Raw genomic sequence first — 19,981 nt, forward strand, 5'->3', positions numbered from 1 at the left:
GCACCCATCGCTCCTACGAAGAAGAGGGCTCGACGATGATCTATCCGTGGCAACACGATGACTGGGACCGCCTGCAAGGCATGCGTGCGAAATGGCCGCACGCCTTGCTGCTCTACGGACAAGCCGGCATCGGCAAGCTGCGCTTCGCGCAACACTTGGCGCAGGGCATGTTGTGCGAAGCGCCGACCTCGAACGGCGAACCGTGCGGCCAGTGCGCCGCATGCAATTGGTTCGTTCAAGGCAACCATCCCGACTACCGGGCCATCCTCCCCGAAGCGCTAGCCGGCGATGCCATCGGAGCGGCACCGGCGGACGACAAAGCGGACGGTGAGGAAGGCAAGAAGACGCGTGCACCAAGCAAGGAAATCAAGATCGAGCAAGTGCGGGCGCTGCTCGATTTCTGCGGAATCGGCGCGCACCGGGGCGGCGCGCGGGTCGTGCTCGTCTATCCGGCCGATGCGCTGAACGCGGCGTCCGCCAACGCGCTGCTCAAGACGCTCGAGGAACCGCCGTCCGGCGTCGTGTTTCTGCTCGTGTCGGCGCGGATCGACCGGTTGCTTCCGACGATCATCAGCCGCTGCCGGCAATGGCCGATGTCGACGCCGTCGCCCGAGCAGGCACGCGCATGGCTCGCGGAGCAAAGCGTGCCCGATCCGGCCGCTTTGCTGGCCGAAGCCGGCGGTGCGCCGCTTGCCGCATTGGCGCTGGCCGCCGACGAGAACCGGCCGTTACGGGACTTCACCCTCAAGCAATTGGCGGCAGGCCCCGAATGCGACGCCTTCGCGTGCGCCGAAGCACTGCAAAAGCTGCCGGTCCCCGTCGTGCTCGGTTGGCTGCAACGTTGGCTCTACGATCTCGTTGCGCAACGCGCCGCGCAGCAGCCAAGGTATTTCCCGTCCGCGCAGCGCGAGTTGGAGCGCTGCGCGACGCGCATCGACGCAAACGCGTTCGCCCGCTTCATGAAAGCGGTCACGCGGGAGCGTGCCGTCGAAAACCATCCGCTCAACGCACGGCTCGTCTTCGAAGCGCTGTTTCTCGGGTATCGAGATTTGTTCGTTTAGGCGTCGCGCCGATCACCCTGCGATATGCCTTGTTTTTGTTTGCCGAGTTCAACCGAGAGAGTCCGAGTCATGCATGTCAGTTACCGCGATGCGACACTCGACGATTTGCCCGAGATCGTCGCCATCTACAACTCGACGATTCCGTCTCGGACGGTAACGGCCGACCTCACGCCTGTCACCGTGGAGAGCCGTTTGCCCTGGTTCGAGGCGCACGGGCCGAACAAACGGCCGCTTTGGGTGGTGGAGGGGCAAGCGCCAGGCGGCGCGGATGCCAAGCGCATCGTGGCGTGGCTCAGCTTTTCGGATTTCTACGGCCGTCCCGCGTACGCGCGCACGGCCGAGGTCAGCATCTATCTGGACGAGAACACGCGTGGGCAAGGCCTCGGCACGCGCCTTTTGGCAGCCGCGCTCGATGCTGCGCCGTCGCTCGGCATCGATACCTTGCTGGGCTTCATTTTCGGGCACAACGCGGCAAGCCTCGCGCTGTTCAGGCGCTGCGGATTCCACGATTGGGGGTTGCTGCCGCGCGTGGCCGTGCTCGACGGTATCGAGCGCGACCTGGTCATTCTCGGGCTTCGCGTCGGCGAGTCGTCCGCTTAAACGTTTTCCGGCGCCTGTTGCCAAACCATCTGAACGAAGGTGTAAGGAATAAGATGTTCGTCGATTCGCATTGCCACATCAATTTCGAGGGGCTCGTCGAGCGCCTGCCGCAGGTGCTCGAGAACATGCGTTCGCACGACGTGACGCATGCGCTGTGCGTCAGCGTCGACTTCGAAACGCTGCCGAGCGTGCTTGCCGTGGCGTCGGCTCACGAGAACGTGTACGCCTCGGTGGGGGTGCACCCCGACCATGAGGACGCGCGCGAACCGACGCTCGCCGAGCTGATCGAGCTGGCGGCGCATCCGAAGGTCGTCGCGATCGGCGAGACGGGCCTTGACTATTACCGCCTAGAGGGGCGCTCGATCGCCGATATGGAGTGGCAACGCGAGCGTTTTCGCACGCATATCCGCGCGGCCAAAGCGGTCATGAAGCCGCTTATCGTGCATACCCGTGCATCGAGCGAGGACACGTTGCGGATCATGGAGGAGGAGCAAGCTCATGTCCCGGGCGGCGTCATGCACTGCTTTACGGAGCCGTGGCCCGTCGCCGAACGCGCGCTGGCGCAGAATTTTTACATTTCGCTTTCCGGCATCGTCACGTTCAAGAGCGCGACGGATGTCCAAGACGTGGCACGCCGCGTGCCGCTCGACCGGCTGCTGATCGAAACGGATTCGCCGTACCTGGCGCCAGCGCCGTATCGGGGCAAGCCTAATGAACCTGCGTACGTAAGTTATGTCGGACGCTTCATTGCCCAGGCGCGGGGCCTGTCGGATGCCGACCTCGGTGCCGCGACGACGCAAAATTTCTTCCGTTTGTTCGGCATCCCAACGCCGGATGCCCCTTGAACGAACGCCCCCTCTAATACGACAAAACAAAGGAAGACCAGTTGAACATGCATAACGATCCGTCGCTCTCGACCGTTTCCCGACGCCTCATGCATCGCCTCGCGCTCGTGTGCGCGGGCGTCCTCGCATCGGCGGCATTGACCGCGCACGCCTCCGGTCTCGACTCGCTCATCAAAGCCGTCAAGTTCGACGACGTCGATGCCGTGCAAAAGGCGCTCAAGCAGGGCGCGGATCCCAACGCAACGGACCCGCACGGCATGCCCTTGATCGTGCTCGCGGCGCGCGAGAAATCGGACAAGGTGGCCAAAGCCTTGATGGCCGATTCGAAGACCGATATCGAAAAGCTCGACTCGGCGGGCGAAAACGCGATGATGCTCGCGGCGCTCAACGGCGACGCGGATCTCGTGAAAGCGCTGATCGAGAAGGGCGCCGAGGTCAACAAGCAAGGCTGGGCGCCGCTGCACTACGCTGCCTCGAACGGCCACGACGATATCGTGAAGATCCTCCTCGATAACTCGGCATATATCGACGCTGGCTCGCCGAACGGCACGACGCCGCTCATGATGGCCGCGCGCGGCAACCACCTGTCCACCGTCAAGGTCTTGCTCGACGGCGGCGCCGATTCACGTGTGAAGAATCAACTCGGCCTGACCGCGCTCGATTTTGCCAAGCGCTACCACGCGAAAGACGTGACCGTAGCCATGGAAGACATGTACGCCCGGGAAGCCGCGGCGGCATCCGGTGCGGTCGGTGCGTCTGCTCCGGCCCAAAACGGTGCAAAATGATCGTTTTTTGGCCCGGACGCATGCGCCGGGCCAGTCGTACCCGTTCACCGCTCGGAGAAAAGGAAGATTATGTTGCGGGCATTGATATGCGTCGGCGCGTTTGCCATGCCGGTCGCCGCGATGGCGGCGGTTACGCTGGGGGGAGGCAAGTTCACGGCCGGCGACCTGCATCGGCTGTGCACCCAGACCGACGCGATTTCGCGCACCGCCTGCGTTGCCTATATCAAGGGGGCCGCTGACGGCGTGTTCAATACGATCGATGCGATCGGCGGGACGACCGGCCCGCGCGTAGGCCAATACTTCTGCCTGCCCGAACGCGTCGATTCGCAACGCCTGGTGGACGCGATCCGCCGCTACGTCGCCGAGAACCCGGACACGGCCGAGTACAACGCCAGTACGGCCGTCTCGCTGGGCCTCGAGAAGGCATTTCCGTGCAAGGGCGAATGAAGGACTAACGCGCCGCGGGCAGCGCGGTACCGAACGATCGAACTATCTTTCGAACTGAACGCCATCACTATGGGTCGACTCATCGCCGTATCGAATCGTGTCGCGACACCCACCGAAACGAAGGGCTCGGCGGGCGGACTTGCCGTCGGCATCTACAGCGCGCTCAAGGACATGGGCGGCGTCTGGTTCGGGTGGAGCGGCGATGTCGTCAGTGAAGCGGTAGCCAACGCCGGACCGACGCTCAAGCCCGAGGGCGCCGTCACGTTCGCGACGATCGGCCTGACGCGGCGCGATTACGATCAGTACTACCGCGGCTTTTCGAACGCGACGTTGTGGCCGGTCTTTCACTACCGCAACGATCTCGCGGGCTACGAGCGCGAGGAGTATGCGGGGTACCGCCGCGTCAACGCCTGGCTCGCGCATAAGCTCGTCAAACTGATCGAGCCCGACGATATCGTCTGGGTGCACGATTACCACCTGATTCCGTTCGCCGAGGCGTTGCGGCGCGAGGGCGTCACCAATCGGATCGGTTTTTTCCTGCATACGCCGTTTCCGTCGCCGCAGATACTGCTCAACGTGCCGCCGCACCAGGAGCTCGTCAAGTCGCTCTGCTGCTACGATTTGCTCGGCTTCCAAACCGACACGGATCTCCGCGCGTTTCACGACTACGTGCAACGGCACGCCGGCGGCACGGTCAGCGCGGACGGCGAAGTCCAATGCTACGGGCGCCGGTTGCGTACGGGCGTCTATCGTATCGGCGTATTTCCCGATCAAATCGCAGCCGAGGCGGAGCGCAACGAGAGCCGTCAGCAGGTGCTGGAACTCAAACATAGTCTCGAGGGCCGCAAGCTCATCATGAGCGTCGATCGCCTCGACTATTCGAAGGGCCTCATCGAGCGATTCCGTGCGTTCGAGCAATTGCTCGAACACGCGCCCCAATGGCGCGGCAACGTCACGTTCGTTCAAGTCGCGCCGCCGACCCGAGCCGACGTCGAAAGCTACCAGCAAATCCGGCAAAACCTCGAATACGAGGCGGGGCGCATCAACGGCCGGTACTCCGGCCTCGATTACACGCCGATTCGATATCTGAATCAGCGCTTCGCCCGCTCGCAGTTGATGTCGATGTGCCGCGAGTCGCAAGTCGGTTTCGTCACGCCGCTGCGCGACGGGATGAATCTCGTCGCGAAGGAATACGTCGCGGCTCAGAATCCCGACGATCCGGGCGTGCTCGTGCTGTCGGAATTCGCCGGCGCGGCCGCCGAGCTGTGCGCCGCCTTGATCGTCAATCCGCACGATATCGTCGGGATGTCGGAAGCCCTCGAACGCGCGCTATCGATGCCGCTCGAGGAGCGTAAGCAACGTCACGAAGTCAATATGGCCGTGCTCAGACGCAACGATTTAGGCGTGTGGCGCGATACGTTTTTGGCCGATTTGCGGGGCGTGCAGAAGCCTGTTTCGCGACTGTAACAACGCGCAGCAAATGAAAGAAGCGCGGTTTCGGGGGCTGTCGTACCGAATAATTGAAGCCATGGCGCCGCATTCGCGGGTTTGGACGAGCGAAGCCGTCTCGGCGCCTCCGAGTAACCGGCCGGACCGGATGAAGAAGAATCATCCCTAGAGGTCCCCTTGCATGGAGTCCATCGAATGAAAATTGCGCAGATCGCGCCGTTGACCGAATCGGTGCCGCCAAAGCTTTACGGCGGCACCGAGCGTGTCGTCTCCTACATCACCGAAGCACTGGTGGACCTGGGGCATGACGTTACCCTCTTCGCGAGCGGCGATTCGAAAACGAGCGCGAAGCTCGAGGCGGTATGGCCGCGTGCGCTGCGGCTCGATCCCGCCATTCGCGATCGCATCGCACCGCACATGCTCCTCATGGAGCTCGTGCGGCGCCGGGCCGAGGAGTTCGACGTCCTGCATTTCCACATGGACTACTACTCCTTTTCGCTCTTCAAACGGCAAGACACGCCCTTCGTCACGACACTGCACGGGCGTCTCGATTTGCCCGAGCAGCAGCCCGTGTTCGATACGTTCAATACCGCGCCCGTCATTTCGATTTCGAATGCCCAACGCCATCCGATGCCGCAGGCAAAGTGGTTGACGACGGTCTACCACGGTCTGCCCGAAGCGCTTTACACGCCGCAGCCGGTCGAGCAAAAGTATCTCGCGTTCCTCGGTCGCATTTCGCCCGAAAAGCGTGTCGACACGGCTATTCGAATCGCCGCCCACTGCGGGTTGCCGATTCGGATCGCAGCCAAGATCGATTCGGCCGATCGCGAGTATTTCGAGCGCGAGATCAAGCCGATGTTCGATTTGCCGCACGTCGAGTTCATCGGCGAGATTGCCGACGACCAAAAGGCGAGCTTCCTATCGGGCGCGCACGCGCTGCTCTTTCCGGTCGATTGGCCGGAGCCGTTCGGGCTCGTCATGATCGAGGCGATGGCCTGCGGCACGCCGGTCATCGCGTTCAATCGCGGATCGGTGCCCGAGGTGGTCGACGAAGGATTGTCGGGCTTCATCGTCGAAGACGAAATCAGCGCCGTGGCGGCGGTGAACCGCTTGCATACGCTGCCGCGAGCGCGCGTGCGGCAACGCTTCGAAGAGCGGTTCACGTCGCATCACATGGCGCGGCAGTATGTAGCGGCCTACCAGTCCGTTATTCGGGCGCAGAAGCGATCGCGCTTCAAGGTAGTGGATTCGGCGTCGAGCTCGGGCACAACGGGCGCCTAAGCGCACGAGCCACGGCCGCCAAGCCGATATTGAAGGTAGATGTCGCGGCGCGCTACCTCGGGTAGCGCGCCGATTTTCGCTGGATCGCGGGTTAGATGTTCAGCCGCGTGATCTTGGTCCCTTCGAGCGAGAGATCGCCCATGAGGCCCGCGTTGGTCATCACGATGACTTCGACGGGCTTGGTGGCCGTCGTCGTATCGATGGCGCCGTTCGCCCCCATCTTCAGCACGGCAACCGAAGCATCGCCGCCGGCCGACCAGCCGTCACGCGCACGGAACGCGTTCAACGCATCGTCCGTCATGAAAAGGAAGACGACGGCCTTCGATTGGGCACCCGCCTGGAGCCCAAACGAGCCCGCGACGGTGTTGTAGTAGCCTACCGTTTGGCCGCCTACGCGCAACGCGCCATCTCCGTATTGCGCCCCCACGACGAAGCCGGCTTGCAGCACCTTCGGGAACACGAGCACGCCGTGCGCCTTTTGCACCAGCTCGCGCGAGCCTGGGACTTGGGCATACATGCGAGAGAGCGTCGCATCGACGCCCGAGTTGATCTCCTGGCGTTTCGACGCATTGCTACCGGGTGTCGAACCGACAGGGTTGCCGTTGTTCGTGGTCGCGGTGCAGCCGGCGAGGGCAAATGCGCCGACCACGACGGCGGCTGCCGCCGCGCGCATCAAGGTTTGTTTCTGCATGGACTCTCTCCGTTATGTTCCGTCGGTCAAACCGCTCGACGGCGGGTTCGGACGAAGCGTGATGTCACACAACGCAAGGAGAGCCGAGCACGGTCCATGCCAGGGCCCGGCCCGAATTTGCATAATACGGTGCGAGGCGGCTCAATGCTGGACCGTGCGCTTGACGACCGGCGGGCGTCGCAGCGCGCGCCGAATGCCCGCAATGAGAACCCCGACGGCAAAAATAAACGCGGCGGGAACGATCCAGTAGCCGACGAACGCATGCCAGAGGTAGAGAAAGAGGGTGCGGCGCCGCAGCGCATATTCGGCGAGGGCATCGTGCTGACGCGGCGCGTTCGCCGCGAGAACGGCGGCAGGGCAGCCGGCCGCGCGCGCGTCGTCCGGTTTGCCGCGACAGCGCGCAGCGTCGCCCGCGGCGCGTTGAGCGTCGGTCAGTTGCCAAGTCGTCAGCGCGCGGTCGAGATCGACGATGTTGTACGACATTTCGTCCTGAATCTCGCGTACCGCGACGATCGCCACCGGGACTGCCCAAAAGACGATGACGACGAGCCAACGTCTTACCCAGCGGTTATGTCTCCATGCCATTTATGCCTCCGCAATGCACTCACGCATCCACGACGAGACGGTGGCCCGATGGCTTATGTCATAGGGGTTCTAGCGGGCCGTCCTGGCAGCCATCATAGAAGAAATGCGACGAATCGTCGCTCCTAATAACAGGTAGATAGGCCGAGCGCGCGGCGTATCGCGGCGCCGACCGGTAATTTCTTCAAACTTCCCGGCATTTCGGATCTTCGACGAAAGCGCGCGCCACCGGGCAAGCGCGCTAGCGTTCGACGCGATAAAGGGAACGCCTTTTGCGTTCATTGGTATGACCGTCAAAGGTCAACTCACACCGCAGCGGTTGGCGCGGGACAGACAGTCTTTCTATCGATGGAGCGTCAGTCATGGCCGTACCGTTTTCCGAGCAATACAAGGGTTTTGCGATCGGGGTGCAGGCGCTTCGGCGCGCGAAGGAGCCGGATCAATCGGACGACGCGCCGCGCAGATTCGACATTGTCGTGACGATCACGCGCAAGGCGAGCGGTGACCGAGCCAAGCCGGAGATGTTCGGCGTTCCCGAACACGCGCCGCTCGACGACCAACTTCAAGCGCATCGCATCGGCGTGCAATACGCGCGCGACATTATCGACGGCAAGGTCGACGGCGCCTCGCTCGAGCATTAGCGTCATCGGCGACATAAACGAATTCGTGTGAGGAGCGTACCCAAGCGTTTCGCGTAGGGTCCGCCGCGGCGCGTCGATCGGGACGGCGCATCTCCTTGCGCGTTCGCGAAGATGGGTCCAGCATAGGCGATCCCCGGTTCATCGCGGGGAACGCGGCCGTTCGTCGTGCAAAGCGATGACGCGCCGCGGTAATTCTCGCCGGCGTTCGAATCGAAAAATCACGGCTCCCCTCGGGCCGAATAAGAAAGGAGAACCTTATGCTGCACCGCACCCGTCGCCGTATGCTTGTCGCCGTCGCAGCGCTCGCCTGCACAAGCCTCGCACCGTTTGCATCGAGCGACGCGCTGGCCGTAGGCGCCACGAAACCGAAGGTCGCGCTCGTGATGAAGTCGCTCGCGAACGAGTTCTTTCTGACGATGGAAAATGGCGCCAAGGACTATCAACAACACAACGCCTCGAAGTTCGATCTCATCACCAACGGCATCAAGAACGAAACCGACACGGCGGCTCAGATCAATATCGTCGAGCAGATGATCGACAGCCACGTCGATGCGATCGTGCTCGCACCGGCCGACTCGAAGGCGCTGGTGCCGGTTGTGAAGAAGGCGGTGGATGCGGGCATCATCGTGGTCAATATCGACAACCGACTCGACCCGGACGTCGTCAAGTCCAAAGGGTTGAACGTGCCGTTCGTCGGTCCCGACAATCGCAAAGGCGCCGAAAAAGTCGGCGACTACCTGGCCAAGAAGTTGAAAGCAGGCGACGAAGTGGGCATCGTCGAAGGCGTCTCCACGACGACGAACGCCCAGCAGCGCACCGCCGGCTTCAAGGACGCGATGCAAAAGGTCGGCGCGAAGGTCGACTCGACTCAATCCGGCGAGTGGGAAATCGACAAGGGCAACGCGATTTCATCGGCGATGCTCAATCAATATCCGAACATCAAGGCGTTGCTCTGCGGTAACGACAATATGGCGATCGGCGCCGTATCGGCCATACGCGCGGCCGGCAAGCAAGGCAAGGTGCTCGTGGTCGGTTACGACGACATCGACGCCATCAAGCCGATGCTCAAGGATGGCCGCGTGCTCGCGACCGCCAATCAGTACGCGGCGAAGCAAGCCGTATTCGGCATCGACACCGCGCTCAAGGCAATCGAAGAGCATAAGAAACAATCGGAGCTATCGCAGGTTGTCGAAACGCCCGTCGACCTCGTCACGAAGGCTTCGAAGTAGTTGCCGCAGCCGCGAACGGCGCGCCCGGTATTGCGCCGGCGCCGCGCCGCTGCGTGCGGATCGAACCGGCGCGCTCAAGAAAGCTCACGCCGGTGCCGTTATCCTCCGACATAAGCGTCATAGTGGCTAAGGGACGTTGGGCCGGCGCATCGAGCCGTTCATCGTCTTGCTCGGCGTTGCGCCGGGTTCGTGCTCGCTCTTGTCGTCACACGCTCGGCTCACGCGGTATCCCTGCGCGCAGTCTTCGGCCGCAACCGGTTGCAATCGGGGCGAACGAATTCGCGGTAAAGCGCGCGGGCATCGATAGGCTGAGGCAAGTGTGGCGTAAAAAGTGCGTCGCGAAGTGGCCGATCCGGGCACCGCGCGGGGAAACGCGGCGGATCGGTAGTATCAACGGATGGATGGGGTAGCTGTGGGGCTCGTTCGGCCCGCACACAACAACAAGCGAGAGAGTATCGGTAATGGCGACGATCAAAGATGTGGCGGCCATGGCCGGCGTGTCGTTCACCACGGTGTCACACGTGGTCAACAATACGCGCCCGGTGTCGGCCGACGTGCGCACGAAAGTCGAGCGCGCGATCGCGCAATTGAACTACGTGCCGTCGGCGGTCGCGCGGTCGCTGAAAGCGCGGGCGACGGCAACGATCGGGCTCGTCGTGCCCAACAGCACGAACCCGTATTTCGCCGAATTGGCCCGCGGAATCGAAGATGGTTGCGCGCGCCAAGGGTATTGCATGTTTTTTTGCAATTCCGACGACGATCCGGCAAAACAACGCAACTATCTGCGAATCCTCCAGGAAAAGCGGATCGACGGCCTGATCATCGCTTCCGCCGGAGACGACGCCGTTCTCGCGAGTAGCCTCACAGATACGCGCGAGCCGCTTGTCGTCGTCGACCGCAATATCGAGGGGCTTGCCGCGGACCTCGTTCAGATCGATCACGAACGCGGCGCCTACCTGGCGACGCGACACTTGCTCGAACTGGGCCACGTACGTATCGGTTGCATCACGGGGCCCGTGGCAACCGCGGTTAGCGCGATGCGCGTGCATGGATTCATTCGGGCGATGACCGAGCGCGGCATCGACATCGAGCCCAGCGCGATCGTGGAAAGCGATTTTTCGGGTGAGGGCGGTCAACTGGCGGCCGGGCAGTTGTTCGATACCGTGCGGCCGACGGCGATTTTCGCCTGCAACGACATGATGGGCATCGGCGCGCTTCGCGTCGCAGCCGAACGCGGGATTCGCGTGCCCCAACACTGCTCGATCATCGGGTTCGACGACATCGAACTCAGTAGTTACACCTACCCGGCACTGTCGACGGTGGGTCAATCGGTTCGTACGCTGGGCGAGGCTGCCGCGCAGATGCTGATCGAGCGCATCACCGGCGTCGTGAGCGGCCCGACGCGCCGACGCGTCATCACGCCGCGGCTCGTGTTGCGCGAGTCGACAGCGGTCTTTGCCGGCCCCGTCAGCGCCGCGCTTTGCGCCTAAGCGCCGGCTCCCTCATCGCTAGGACGCGAGGGGCCGGCCATTCCCTCGACGGCCCATCCCGTCCCGCACCCAAAACGCATCTTGCTAGTCCGTTTTCATTGATATGGACTATTCGCGGCTGCCCCACGATTTGTCCTATCAATTAGTTCTCCTCAAGTTACGTTCCTGAAGGGCCGTAAACGTTAGACAGAGCGCGCGCTTCCCTCGCAGGGTGCGATGAACGGTGCGCTCGAGCCTTTGGTTCTGAGAGGACGGAGTTCTAATGCTTAAAAACGGTATATCGATCAAAACGCGCATCGGCATCGCGATGGCGTTTTTGTCCGCCTTGTTGCTGGCACTCGGCGTACTCGGCTTGTCCGGTATGGGACAGGCAAGTCGAGCGACAAGCGATATCTATCAGAACCAGATGCCAAGTGCGGTGGCCATCGGAATGGCGGAAAGCTATGCCGCGCGCGAACGTCTAGCGTTGGACCGGGCGGCGATGCACGCGGGCCAGGCCGATGAGACGAAAAAGAACGTCGACCGCGCCGCGGAACTCCGTGCTCGTTCGGAGGATTGGTGGAAGAAGTATCTGCAATTGCCGCGCGATGCCGAGGAGGACCGGCTCGCGCAAGACGTTGCCGCCAAACGTGACGCGCTGCGTTCGGTTGTTTCGACTTATATCGACGCGATCAATTCGAACGATCACGACAAAATTCTTAGCACTGCTGACGGTTTGCAAGTCGCTTTTGTCGCGATGTCGAAAAGCGACGAAGCGTTGAGCCAAGTGCAGTTCTCGCAAGCGAAGACCGAATTCGAGGCGTCGCAATCGACCTACGAGACGTTCCGCGTGGTCACGCTCGTTTTGCTTGCCGCGGCGCTTGCGGCGGCGCTTGTGTCCTACCTGACGCTGCGCGCAGCGATTGCCAAGCCGCTGGCCGAGGCGCTTGCCTATTTCGATGCGATCGCCTCGGGCGATCTGCGGCGTCCGGTCGTCGTGCGCAGGCGCGACGAAATGGGCCTCATGCTGGAAGGGTTGGCAAAAATGCAACGCAGCCTGACCGACACGGTGCGTACGGTCCGCAGTGGCAGCGAATCGATTGCCTCGGCGACTAAGCAAATCGCGGCGGGCAACCTCGACTTGTCGGCGCGCACCGAAGAGCAAGCGGCATCGCTCCAGGAAACCACCTCCAGCATGGATCAACTGACCGGCACGGTGCGGCAAAACGCCGACAACGCCCGCCAGGCCAGTGCGCTGGCTGCCAACGCATCGGAAATCGCCAACAAGGGTAACGAGGTCGTGGGGCAGGTCGTGGGTACGATGGGCGAGATCAACGACAGTTCCGCCAAAATCGCCGATATCATCACGATCATCGAAGGGATTGCGTTCCAAACCAACATCCTTGCGTTGAACGCGGCCGTGGAAGCCGCTCGCGCCGGCGAACAAGGCCGCGGATTCGCGGTCGTGGCCGGCGAGGTGCGCGCGCTGGCGCAACGCTCCTCGGGCGCGGCCAAGGAGATCAAGACGTTGATCGATACGTCGGTCGACCGCGTACGCTCGGGATCGGCACTCGTGGGCGAAGCGGGACGCACGATGGAGGAAATCATCGCCGCGGTGCAGCGTGTGACGGACATCATGGGTGAGATTGCCGCGGCCTCGGAAGAGCAAAGCGGCGGTATCGGCGAGGTCGCGCGCGCCGTTTCGCAAATGGATGAGGTGACGCAGCAAAACGCCGCGCTCGTCGAACAAGCTTCGGCGGCCGCGCATTCGTTGCAGGAGCAAGCCGACCGCTTGCGCACGGCCGTGAGCGTCTTCCAACTGGCCGACGAAGGCGCCACGTGGCGTTCCGCGCCGGCGCAGGCGAGCGTGCCGGCAAAGGCGGCATCCAAACCTGCCGCGAAGCCCACGATAGCGCGCTCGGCACGCACGCCGGCGGTATCCGCGCCCAAACGTCTGGCCGTTGCGCCCGCAAGCACCTCGAGCGCGGCTCCTGCCACCGTGTCGGCGACGCCGAAATCCGCGCCGGCCGCAACGACGTCGTCCCACGCTCAGCGCGACGCTCAGGCGAAACCTGTCGCGACGGTCCAGAGCGCGACACCTTCCGCCGCGGCGGCGCCTGCCGCGGTTCGCAAAGCCCCCACGGCAAACGTCGCGAAGGCCGCGGCGTCGGACGACGATTGGGAAACCTTCTAACGTCCGCTGCTAAAGGCCCTTTCGCCATCTTGATCTAGCGCGTCCGGTTCCGGACGCACACGAGCCCGATCGCTTCGATACCGAACGATCGGGCTCGTCGCTTTTCTGCCCCTAAAAAGCTACAACCATCGTGTACCGCACGGCGGGATTGTCGTTGTTCGCCAGGTAGCGGCCATTCGAAAAATAACTTGTAACCGGCGTTCACCGACGTCATCGGAAACGCTTGTCAGTGCGTATACAGGTGAAGAGCGACGGGTAAAGAGCGGGCAATCGGCGCGCAGAGCATAAGGTTACGGCGTGGTCAGGCATCGCACGTGCGAAGGGGCGATGGGCGTGTAGCGCTTCGCCGGCGAGCAAGCCGCCTGAAACTCGCTCGACGACGGTGAGAACGGATGCCGGTATGTGAGAAGCGTGCGTGCGATGCAGCGTTGGCGCACACGACGATATCGACGAGACACACGGCGCGTGTTCGTGTGGTCTAGGTTGATTGCAGGGACGAGGGGAGTGCGGCGAGAACGAGGACCTGCTCGCGAGCATGTCGCAACGGGGGGCGAGCGAGAAGCAGGATGAAGATTGTAGGCTAGTGCGCCCGCATATCCAAGTTAGGGCACACGTGTAGTGCACAGCGACACGTAGGTCGTGAAAAAAAATTTAAAAGGGTTTAGGATGAATTCGAGCGAGGTCGTTTCGGTATAGCCACCAAGTAGACGACATCGTCCGCAGACTTCGGCGAGGAGGTAGCATGGATATTTACAGCAGCTTCGCGAACCGCTTCGAGAAAACCCGAGAGGAGGAACTCTCGCTTGAAGAGTATCTCGCGCTCTGCAAGAACGATCCCGCCGCGTACGCGTCGGCGAGCGAACGCATGTTGACGGCGATCGGGGAGCCGGAACAGATCGACACGCGCCACGACCCCCGCTTGTCGCGAATATTCGCGAATAAGGTCATCAAGGTTTACCCAGCGTTCCGAGAGTTCTACGGGATGGAGGATGTGATCGAGCAGGTGGTCGCCTACTTCCGTCACGCCGCGCAAGGGCTCGAGGAGAAGAAGCAAATCCTTTATCTGCTCGGCCCGGTAGGCGGCGGCAAGTCGTCGATCGCGGAACGGCTCAAGCAGCTCATGGAGCGTGTACCGTTCTATGCGATCAAGGGTTCTCCGGTCAACGAATCGCCGCTAGGGCTCTTCGATTACGAGGAAGACGGACCGATCCTCGAAGAGCAATACGGCATTCCGCGCCGCTACTTGAAGAGCATCCTGAGTCCGTGGGCGGTTAAGCGACTGCACGAGTACAACGGCGATATCCGCAAGTTCCGCGTCGTGCGCCGCTATCCGTCGATACTGCGTCAGATCGGTATCGCGAAGACGGAGCCGGGCGACGAGAACAATCAGGACATCTCCTCGCTCGTCGGGAAGGTGGACATCCGCAAGCTGGAGCAGTACGCGCAAGACGACGCCGACGCGTACAGCTATTCGGGTGGTCTGTGCCTCGCCAATCAGGGCTTGCTCGAGTTCGTCGAAATGTTCAAGGCGCCGATCAAGGTGCTGCACCCCTTGCTCACGGCGACCCAGGAAGGCAACTTCAAAGGCACGGAAGGGTTCGGCGCAATTCCGTTCGACGGCATCATCCTCGCGCACTCGAACGAATCGGAATGGAAGGCATTCCGCAACAACCGCAACAACGAAGCATTGCTCGACCGGATTTTCGTGGTCAAGGTGCCGTATTGCCTGCGTGTCTCGGAAGAGATCAAGATCTACGAAAAGCTCATCCGCAATTCGTCGCTCGCTCAAGCCGTCTGCGCACCGGGCACGTTGAAGATGATGGCGCAATTCTCGGCGCTTACGCGTTTGCAAGAGCCCGAAAATTCGAACCTCTTCTCGAAGATGCAGGTCTATGACGGCGAGAACCTGAAGGACACCGATCCGAAAGCAAAGTCGTATCAAGAGTATCGCGACTATGCGGGCGTCGACGAGGGCATGACCGGGGTGTCGACGCGGTTCGCCTTCAAGATACTGTCGCGGGTCTTCAACTTCGACACGAGCGAGGTGGCCGCGAATCCCGTTCACTTGATGTATGTGCTCGAGCAGCAGATCGAGCGCGAGCAATTCCCACCCGAAACGGAGCAGAAGTATCTGTCGTTCGTGAAGGACCTGCTCGCTTCGCGCTATGCCGAGTTCATCGGGAAGGAGATTCAGACCGCGTATCTCGAGTCGTATTCGGAGTACGGCCAGAACATTTTCGATCGTTACGTCACCTATGCCGACTTCTGGATCCAGGATCAGGAGTTCCGCGATCACGATACGGGCGAAAGCTTCGATCGCGCAGCGCTGAACGCCGAACTGGAGAAGATCGAGAAGCCGGCGGGCATCAGCAATCCGAAGGATTTCCGCAACGAAATCGTGAACTTCGTGTTGCGCGCCCGGGCTGCCAACGGCGGGAAGAATCCGGCCTGGATCAGCTACGAGAAGTTGCGCGTCGTCATCGAAAAGAAGATGTTCTCGAACACGGAGGAATTGCTGCCCGTCATCTCGTTCAATGCCAAGGGTTCGGCTGAGGAGCAGCGCAAGCACGAAGACTTCGTTAATCGCATGGTCGCCAAGGGCTACACGCCGAAGCAGGTACGTCTGCTGTGCGACTGGTATCTGCGAGTGCGCAAGTCGTCATAAAAGAGAGCAGTGGGACGAGTCGTAGCGCTGGCAAGCGCTCGCGGGTTTGCCGCCCGTGAGCGCCTGATTCTCCGGCGCGGCATGCGCGGGCGACGCGCTGTGTGGGCATACGGCCTGCGCCGGGAGTCGCCGTGTCGCTTTCGGCAATTAAAGCGGGAGACTGGATGTGCTTCATCAAATCATCGACCGCAGGCTGGCTGGTAAGAACAAGAGCATTGCGAATCGCGAGCGTTTTTTGCGCCGCGTAAAGAACTACATTCGGCGCGCCGTATCTGAGGCGGTGCGCGATCGCAGTATCAAGGACATTCAGAACACCCAGAGCATCACGATTCCGCGCAAGGATATCGCGGAGCCTCAGTTTCGCCACGGCCCCGGCGGCCGCCGCGAACTCGTTCACCCAGGAAACGAGGATTACGTGCGCGGCGACAAGATCCCGCGACCGAACGGCGGTGGTGGCGGTGGCGGAAGCCAGGCGAGCAACGAGGGCGAGGGCCAGGACGATTTCGTCTTCGAGTTGAGCCGCGACGAGTTCATGCAGTACTTCTTCGACGACCTCGAACTGCCGCGGCTCGTGAAGACGCATCTGCTGGCCGTCCCCACGTGGAAGAACATTCGTGCGGGCTGGGCGGCGGAAGGAACGCCCAACAATATCGACGTCGTGCGCTCGCTGCGCAGCGCGCTCGGCAGGCGCATCGCGCTCGGCGCGCCGCTCGTCAACCAGTTGCATGAACTCGAGCGGCAGTACGAGTTGCTCCAAGCCGAGCCCGGCGATCACACCGAAGAATTGAAGCGCCTCGAAGAGGAGCTGCATCACCTACGCGGGCGCATCTGGCGCATCCCGTTCATCGATCCGTTCGACCTGCGCTACGTCAATCGCGTCAAACAGCCTCAGCCGTCGAGCCAGGCGGTTATGTTCTGTTTGATGGATGTCTCCGGCTCGATGGACGAACAGCGCAAGGATCTCGCGAAGCGGTTTTTCATCTTGCTTTATTTGTTCCTGAAGCGTAACTACGAAAAGATCGACGTCGTCTTCATCCGTCACCATACGCGTGCGGAAGAGGTGGACGAGGACACGTTCTTTCATTCGACGGAAAGCGGCGGGACGGTGGTGTCGAGTGCGCTGGAACTGATGCGTAAGATCCAGAACGAACGTTATTCGCCGAGTGAATGGAATATTTACGGAGCACAGGCGTCCGACGGTGACAACTGGACCGACGACTCGCCCAAGTGCCGCCGTATCTTGCAGGATGACATCCTGACAAAGGTGCGGTACTTCGCCTATATTCAAGTCGCGCCCGAAGAGCAAAATCTGTGGCTGGAGTATGCGCAGCTAGCCCTGACGGAACCGCATCTGGCGATGAAGAAAGTCGATGCCGCGGCCGATATCTATCCGGTGTTCCGGGAGCTGTTCGAAAAGCAGGTGGCGGCCTCATGAGTACTAAGCATTTGCATAACGAGTCGCGCGGTTACCAGCCGGAGCGCCGCCGCAAAGGCGCGCACGCGCGCAGCGAGCAACAGACGAAACCCGAGCAGCCAGCCGACACCGAAGCACCAGGCCATGCCGAAGCACTTCCTCCCGTTCAGGCGCAAAGGGAACCCCGTATGAATGTCGCCGACCGCAGACCGTTACCGTGGCCGTCCGATTGGACCTTCGAGTTGATCGAAGAGTACGACACGCACATCGCGCGAGTGGCCGAGCAATACGAGCTCGATGTGTATCCGATCCAACTCGAGCTCATCAGCGCCGAGCAGATGATGGATGCGTACGCTTCCGTCGGCATGCCCGTCAATTATCGGCACTGGTCGTTCGGCAAACACTTCTTGTCGACCGAGAAGAGCTACCGGCGAGGCCAAATGGGGCTCGCCTACGAAATCGTCATCAATTCGAACCCGTGCATCGCGTATCTCATGGAAGAGAACACGATGACGATGCAGGCGCTCGTGATCGCCCATGCGGCCTATGGGCACAACTCGTTCTTCAAGGGCAACTACCTGTTCCGCCTTTGGACGGACGCGCACGCGATCATCGACTATCTCGTCTACGGCAAGAATTACATCGCCGAGTGCGAAGAGCGTTACGGCATGGATCGAGTGGAGGAATTGCTCGACTCGTGCCACGCATTGATGAATTACGGCGTGGACCGTTACAAACGGCCGCAAAAACTGTCGCTGGCCAAGGAGGCCGCGCTGCGCCGTGAACGCGAAGCGTACCTGCAATCGCAGGTGAATGAGCTTTGGCGCACGCTGCCCTCGCACCAAACGCCGCTGACGGAAGAAGAAGAAGGGCGCTTCCCACCCGAACCGCAAGAAAACTTGCTGTATTTCGCGGAAAAGAACGCACCGCTGCTCGAGCCCTGGGAGCGGGAAGTCATCCGTATCGTACGAAAGATCGGCCAGTACTTCTATCCGCAGCGGCAAACGCAGGTGATGAACGAAGGCTGGGCGACGTTCTGGCATTACACGCTACTGAATACGCTCTACCATCAAGGGCTGCTTGAAGACGGGTTCATGATGGAGTTCTTGCATTCGCACAGCAACGTCATCTATCAGCCGCCGGTCACCAAGCCGTACTACAGCGGGATGAACCCGTACGCCCTCGGTTTTTCGATGATGAGCGACATCCGTCGGATTTGCGAAGCGCCGACGGAAGAGGATCGCCGCTGGTTCCCGGACATCGCGGGCACGCCTTGGCTGCAAACGCTGCACTACGCGATGCGCAACTTCAAGGACGAGAGCTTCATCGCGCAATATCTGTCGCCGCATCTGATTCGCGATATGCGTTTGTTTTCGGTGCTCGACGACGATACGCGCGACGCGCTCGAAGTCTCTGCCATTCACGACGACAGCGGCTATCAACACGTGCGGCAATCGCTCTCGCGTCAGTACGACATGCATCATCGCGAGCCGAACATCCAGGTCTGGTCGGTCAATACGCGGGGCGATCGCAGCCTCACGCTGCGGCACTTCATGAGCGAGAACCGGCATCTAGCCGGCGATAGCGACGAAGTCCTCAAGCATATGGCGAGGCTGTGGCAGTTCGACGTCTACCTTGAGAGCGTCGACGAAAACGGCACGGTTAGGAAGCGCTACGACTGCCGCTATACGCCGCCGGCGGTACGACTGTAGCGAGGACAAGCGCGGTGCCTCACTGCGCTTGTCCTGGTTGTCCGCCCCATGCCCGCTGTAGTAAGGCGCGCACGTCCTCGTCCGTGGTTTCTCCGAAGTCCTCGTAGTGCTGGCCGACGCTGAAGAACGGCGCCGGCTGCGCGACGCAGAAGAAAGCATCGACCATATCTTCGAATTCGGCCTCGATACCGGCCGGCGCAACGGGCAGTGCCGCCACGATGCGAGCCGGGCGACGCGCGCGCAAAGCGCGAATAGCTGCTTTCATCGTCGAGCCGGTTGCGATGCCGTCGTCGACCAGCAACACCGTGCGTCCCTCGACAGACGCCGGCGGGCGATTTCCGCGGTAAGCCGACTCTCGTCGCGCTAATTCAATACGCTCTCGAGCCAATACCGCATCGAATTGGGCTTGCGTCACGTGCGCCGCCTGCATGGTGTCGTGCTCCACGTGCAACGCACCACCGGACGCAATGGCTCCCATCGCCAATTCCGAATGACCGGGTACGCCGATCTTGCGAACCGGCAACACATCGAGTTCCGCCCCGAGCGCCATGGCGACTTCGAAAGCGACCGGGACACCCCCGCGCGGCAGGCCGAGTACGACCGTGCCCGCACCGGCTTCCTTGCGCAAACGCTCGGCGAGTATGCGGCCCGCCTCGTTGCGGTCTTTAAACAACGCGAACATAGCGATGCCTACGCTAGATGAGGGCAACGGATCGACCATCACGTTGCATTTTAGGAGGGAATTGCAAGGGTGTAGCGGGTACTTGTCTCGCACGGGTTCGTCAGTACTTGAGCATACTGGCGGCGCATGCGAATACGTGTCACCTTTGTTCAGTTTTCATAGGTATGTGCTGACTACCGTCAAAGGGACGAACGCGTGCAAGCGTTTTTGCACGTGACCCAACATGCGACATGC

General features: G+C 61.6%; 17 protein-coding genes. 14 read left to right on the forward strand and 3 right to left on the reverse strand.

Features of this window, described 5'->3' with window-relative positions; all coding sequences use genetic code 11:
* The first annotated feature begins 35 nt into the window (after positions 1-35).
* From AB1286_RS01730 to AB1286_RS01760, 7 genes are all read left to right on the forward strand, one after another.
* The gene (locus tag AB1286_RS01730) at positions 36-1,061 is read left to right on the forward strand and encodes a DNA polymerase III subunit delta' (RefSeq protein WP_430361638.1); all 1,026 of its coding nucleotides are present in this window, start codon (positions 36-38) and stop codon (positions 1,059-1,061) included.
* Positions 1,062-1,130: 69 nt separating this feature from the next.
* Positions 1,131-1,661, forward strand: coding sequence for an N-acetyltransferase family protein (locus AB1286_RS01735; protein WP_430361639.1), 531 nt, complete (start codon positions 1,131-1,133; stop codon positions 1,659-1,661).
* 53 nt (positions 1,662-1,714) lie between these two features.
* A complete protein-coding gene (locus tag AB1286_RS01740; RefSeq protein ID WP_430361640.1) occupies positions 1,715-2,506 on the forward strand; it encodes a TatD family hydrolase in 792 nt (263 codons plus the stop codon).
* Positions 2,507-2,553: 47 nt separating this feature from the next.
* Positions 2,554-3,291, forward strand: a complete 738-nt coding sequence (locus AB1286_RS01745; protein ID WP_430364958.1) for an ankyrin repeat domain-containing protein — start codon at positions 2,554-2,556, stop codon at positions 3,289-3,291.
* A gap of 69 nt (positions 3,292-3,360) precedes the next feature.
* Positions 3,361-3,738, forward strand: a complete 378-nt coding sequence (locus AB1286_RS01750) for a Rap1a/Tai family immunity protein (protein WP_430361641.1) — start codon at positions 3,361-3,363, stop codon at positions 3,736-3,738.
* A gap of 69 nt (positions 3,739-3,807) precedes the next feature.
* Positions 3,808-5,205, forward strand: a complete 1,398-nt coding sequence (otsA, locus tag AB1286_RS01755; RefSeq protein WP_430361642.1) for an alpha,alpha-trehalose-phosphate synthase (UDP-forming) — start codon at positions 3,808-3,810, stop codon at positions 5,203-5,205.
* Between the two features lie 177 nt (positions 5,206-5,382).
* A complete protein-coding gene (locus tag AB1286_RS01760; protein WP_430361643.1) occupies positions 5,383-6,468 on the forward strand; it encodes a glycosyltransferase family 4 protein in 1,086 nt (361 codons plus the stop codon).
* 91 nt (positions 6,469-6,559) lie between these two features.
* On the opposite strand, the gene AB1286_RS01765 is transcribed toward AB1286_RS01760, so the two are convergent.
* Both AB1286_RS01765 and AB1286_RS01770 read right to left on the reverse strand, forming a co-directional pair.
* The gene (locus AB1286_RS01765) at positions 6,560-7,159 is read right to left on the reverse strand and encodes a BPSL1445 family SYLF domain-containing lipoprotein (protein ID WP_430361644.1); all 600 of its coding nucleotides are present in this window, start codon (positions 7,157-7,159) and stop codon (positions 6,560-6,562) included.
* A 141-nt stretch (positions 7,160-7,300) separates the two neighbouring features.
* Positions 7,301-7,744, reverse strand: a complete 444-nt coding sequence (locus AB1286_RS01770) for a hypothetical protein (protein ID WP_430361645.1) — start codon at positions 7,742-7,744, stop codon at positions 7,301-7,303.
* Between the two features lie 359 nt (positions 7,745-8,103).
* On the opposite strand from AB1286_RS01770, the gene AB1286_RS01775 reads away from it, so the two are divergent.
* The 7 genes from AB1286_RS01775 (at position 8,104) to AB1286_RS01805 (ending at position 19,065) form a co-directional block, all read left to right on the forward strand.
* Positions 8,104-8,382, forward strand: a complete 279-nt coding sequence (locus AB1286_RS01775) for a hypothetical protein (RefSeq protein ID WP_430361646.1) — start codon at positions 8,104-8,106, stop codon at positions 8,380-8,382.
* Between the two features lie 257 nt (positions 8,383-8,639).
* A complete protein-coding gene (locus tag AB1286_RS01780; protein WP_430361647.1) occupies positions 8,640-9,611 on the forward strand; it encodes a sugar ABC transporter substrate-binding protein in 972 nt (323 codons plus the stop codon).
* 461 nt (positions 9,612-10,072) lie between these two features.
* Complete coding sequence (locus tag AB1286_RS01785; protein ID WP_430361648.1) at positions 10,073-11,101, forward strand: LacI family DNA-binding transcriptional regulator; 1,029 nt, start codon at positions 10,073-10,075, stop codon at positions 11,099-11,101.
* Between the two features lie 262 nt (positions 11,102-11,363).
* On the forward strand, positions 11,364-13,274 hold the full coding sequence (locus AB1286_RS01790; protein WP_430361649.1) for a methyl-accepting chemotaxis protein: 1,911 nt from the start codon (positions 11,364-11,366) through the stop codon (positions 13,272-13,274).
* A gap of 742 nt (positions 13,275-14,016) precedes the next feature.
* On the forward strand, positions 14,017-15,939 hold the full coding sequence (locus AB1286_RS01795; RefSeq protein ID WP_430361650.1) for a PrkA family serine protein kinase: 1,923 nt from the start codon (positions 14,017-14,019) through the stop codon (positions 15,937-15,939).
* A 166-nt stretch (positions 15,940-16,105) separates the two neighbouring features.
* Complete coding sequence (locus tag AB1286_RS01800; RefSeq protein WP_430361651.1) at positions 16,106-17,374, forward strand: YeaH/YhbH family protein; 1,269 nt, start codon at positions 16,106-16,108, stop codon at positions 17,372-17,374.
* Positions 17,371-19,065, forward strand: a complete 1,695-nt coding sequence (locus AB1286_RS01805) for a SpoVR family protein (protein ID WP_430361652.1) — start codon at positions 17,371-17,373, stop codon at positions 19,063-19,065. The genes AB1286_RS01800 and AB1286_RS01805 overlap by 4 nt, the downstream gene beginning before the upstream one ends.
* A 19-nt stretch (positions 19,066-19,084) precedes the next feature.
* Here the strand turns inward: AB1286_RS01805 and AB1286_RS01810 are convergent, their stop codons facing one another.
* The gene (locus tag AB1286_RS01810; RefSeq protein ID WP_430361653.1) at positions 19,085-19,747 is read right to left on the reverse strand and encodes a phosphoribosyltransferase; all 663 of its coding nucleotides are present in this window, start codon (positions 19,745-19,747) and stop codon (positions 19,085-19,087) included.
* Positions 19,748-19,981: the final 234 nt, after the last annotated feature.

Origin of the sequence: Trinickia sp. NRRL B-1857, assembly GCF_050470685.1 — a bacterium.
In the GTDB taxonomy this organism is placed as follows: domain Bacteria; phylum Pseudomonadota; class Gammaproteobacteria; order Burkholderiales; family Burkholderiaceae; genus Trinickia.